Below are 3066 nucleotides of genomic sequence, written 5' to 3' on the forward strand. Positions count from 1 at the left end.
GAGCGGCGTACGACGAACCGGGACAACTCGTCCCGGTCGATGGCCCGCTTGAGGATCTTCCCGGACGCCCCCTTCGGCAGTGCGTCGACGAAGCGGACGATGCGGGGTGCCTTGTAGGCGGACAACCGCTCCCGGCACCATCGCACGACGTCCTCGGCGTCGGCGCCGCCGCCGTCGCGCAGCACGACCACCGCGGCGATCTCCTCGCCGTAGTGCCGGTCCGGGACGCCCACCACGGCGGCCTCGACGACGTCGGGATGCTCGTAGAGCACCTCCTCCACCTCGCTGGGGTACACGTTGTAGCCGCCGCGGATGACGAGGTCCTTGACCCGGTCGACGATGCGCAACCGGCCCTGCTCGTCGAACTCTCCGAGGTCGCCGGTGCGGAACCAGCCCTGCTCGTCGAGCACGGCCGCGGTGTCGGCCGGGCGCTGCCAGTAGCCGGCCATGACGACGGGTCCGCGGACGAACACCTCCCCCACCTCGCCGGGCCCGCACGGGGCACCGTCCGGCCCGTAGACCTCGACCTCGATGTCCGGGGCCGCGGTTCCGCTGTACCCGATGCGCGCCGGGACGTCCCCCCACGAGAAGGTCGCCATGGCCGTGGTTTCCGTCAGGCCGTAGCCCTCCCGGATGGTGCAGCCGAAGCGCTGCCCGAAGTCGCGGGCCACCTCACCCGGCAGCGACGCTCCCCCCGAGACCGCCAGCCGCAGCCCCTCGAAATCCGCCGGGCCGTAGGGCGATTCGGCATGCAGCATCGCGTTCCACATGGTCGGAACCCCGCACACCACCGTCAGCCGATCCCGGACCACGAGATCGAGCATCGCCGCCGGGCCGAACGGGGACAGCAGGGACAGGGAGGATCCGGCGGTGAACGCCGACATCATCACCGAGGCCTGGCCGAAGATGTGGAACAGCGGCAATCCGGTCCCCACGCGGTCCTCGGGTCCCGATCCGGACAATGTGCACGAAATACGGCCCGCGGACAGCAGATTCGAGACGGTGAGCTGGGCCCCCTTGGGGCGGCCGGTGGTGCCCGACGTGTACAGCACCGCCGCGATGTCGCCGTCGGCACGGTCGACGGGGTCGATGGGGTCCTCCTCGACCGCGGCGCCCGGCTCCAGCGGCAGCCACGGCACGCCGAGACCCTCCGCGGCCTCGGCCACCGAGGCGGAAGCGCCGTGCCAGGCGATCGCGAGCACGGCCCGCGAGTCCCCGAGCGTATAGCTCAGCTCGGCCGCGGTGGACATGGTGTTCACCGGAACCACCACGGCGCCGACCGCCTGGATGCCCAGGTAGGCCACGACGAATTCGGGTACCGACGGGGCGAGCAGGAGCACCCGGTCGCCGGTGGTGACGCCGCGACCGCGGAGCAGTGCGCCGTAGCGCAGCGCGTCGTCGCGAAGCCGGCGATAGCTTCGCTGCCCGTCCTGCGTGCGCAGGGCGATGCGTTCCGGCGCCGCGTCCGCATGGGCGAGGACGGGGTCGAGAACACTGGCCATGACTGGTTTCCCTTCGTCGAGTGACATTTTGGGGGGAGGCCCGCTCGTGATTGACATCACATGACGGATGCCCCAGACTAGCACCACAGCCTGAACCCGAATTCATGTTTGAGTGCTGTTTCTCGGCCCGTCCGACCGGAGGAATTGATCTGTGACATCGTCATCCGTGAGTCCGACCGGCATCGCGCCCGCCGGCACGTCGCACCACACGCGCGCTCATCGTAAGCTGCTCGCCGCCGGGCTCATCGGCAGCTCGATCGAGTGGTACGACTTCTTTCTCTACGGCACCGCCGCGGCGCTGGTCTTCCCGCACGTGTTCTTCCCCGACAGCTCACCCCTGATGGGAACGCTGTTGTCCTTCAGCACCTTCTGGGCCGGATTCGTGGCCCGTCCCATCGGCGGACTCGTAGCCGGCCACTTCGGTGACCGCTACGGCCGCAAACCCGTCGTCGTGGTCTCCCTGCTGCTCATGGGCCTGGCGACGTTCCTCATCGGCTGCCTGCCCTCCGCCGCCTCCATCGGCGTCCTCGCCCCCATCCTCCTGGTGACGCTGCGCTTCCTGCAGGGCATCGCCTGCGGCGGACAGTGGGGCGGAATCGTCCTGCTGCTCACCGAGTCCGCGGATCCCAAGCGGCGCGGCTTCGCCGGCACGTTCGGGCAGATGGGTGTGCCGTGCGGCGTCATCCTGGGCAACGTCGCCTTCCTGACGGCGACGGCCGCGATGCCGAACGAGGTGTTCCTCGACTGGGGCTGGCGGATCCCGTTCCTCGCCAGCGCGGCGCTGTTCCCCGTCGTCCTCTACATCCAGACCAAGGTGGAGGACACCCCCGAATTCCGGGAACTGCAGGCCGAAGTCGCAGCAACCCGGCCCGAGCAGCAGGTCGTCCAGGCCCCGCTGGCCGAGGCGATCCGCACCCACTGGCGCAAGATCCTGCTGGGCTGCGGCCTGCTCGCCGCGACGAACTCGCTGTTCTACATCAGCATCGCCGGCGTCCTGAGCTACGGCACCACCGAACTCGGCATGAACCGCAACTCGATCCTGGCCGTGTCGCTGGCCAGCTCGCTGGTGGGCCTCGGGTTCATCCTGTGGTCGGGGTGGATCTCCGACCGCGTCGGCCGCCGGCCGATGATCATGATCGGGGCCGCGGCGCTCGTGCTGTGGGCCTTCCCCTACTTCTGGCTCGTCAACACCGCGAATCTCGTGTTGTTCGCGGTGGCCGTCACGGTCGGCTCGATCTTCCAGTCCATGACGTACGGCCCACTGGCGGCGTACCTGGGCGAGCTCTTCGAACCGAACGTCCGGCTCTCGGGCGCGTCGCTCGCCTACCAGCTCGCCGCCGTCACCGTCAGCGGTGGCACGCCGTTCATCATGACCGCCCTGATCGCCAACACCGGCACGACGACGTGGGTCTCGGTGTTCGTGGCCCTGATGGGCGCCCTCACGCTGTTCTCGGCGTGGGTGCTGAAGGAGACCAACCCCGCCGCGGTGCGCCGCGACCCGAAGGCCGTCCCGGGCATCGCCCACGCACGGTAACCGGAACGGGTGCTGCCGGCCTCCACGATC

At 69.6% G+C, this 3066-nt stretch carries 2 protein-coding genes; one reads left to right on the top strand and one right to left on the bottom strand.

Features of this window, described 5'->3' with window-relative positions; genetic code table 11:
• On the bottom strand, positions 1-1502 hold a 1502-nt coding region (locus CQZ88_RS21845), incomplete at its 3' end, for a class I adenylate-forming enzyme family protein (RefSeq protein ID WP_102800307.1).
• Positions 1503-1653: 151 nt separating this feature from the next.
• On the opposite strand from CQZ88_RS21845, the gene CQZ88_RS21850 reads away from it, so the two are divergent.
• A complete protein-coding gene (locus tag CQZ88_RS21850; protein WP_029542223.1) occupies positions 1654-3036 on the top strand; it encodes an MFS transporter in 1383 nt (460 codons plus the stop codon).
• The last annotated feature ends 30 nt before the right edge of the window (positions 3037-3066 follow it).

Origin of the sequence: Rhodococcus sp. ENV425, from assembly GCF_002887785.1 — a bacterium.
GTDB classification, from domain to species: Bacteria; Actinomycetota; Actinomycetes; order Mycobacteriales; family Mycobacteriaceae; genus Rhodococcus; species Rhodococcus aetherivorans.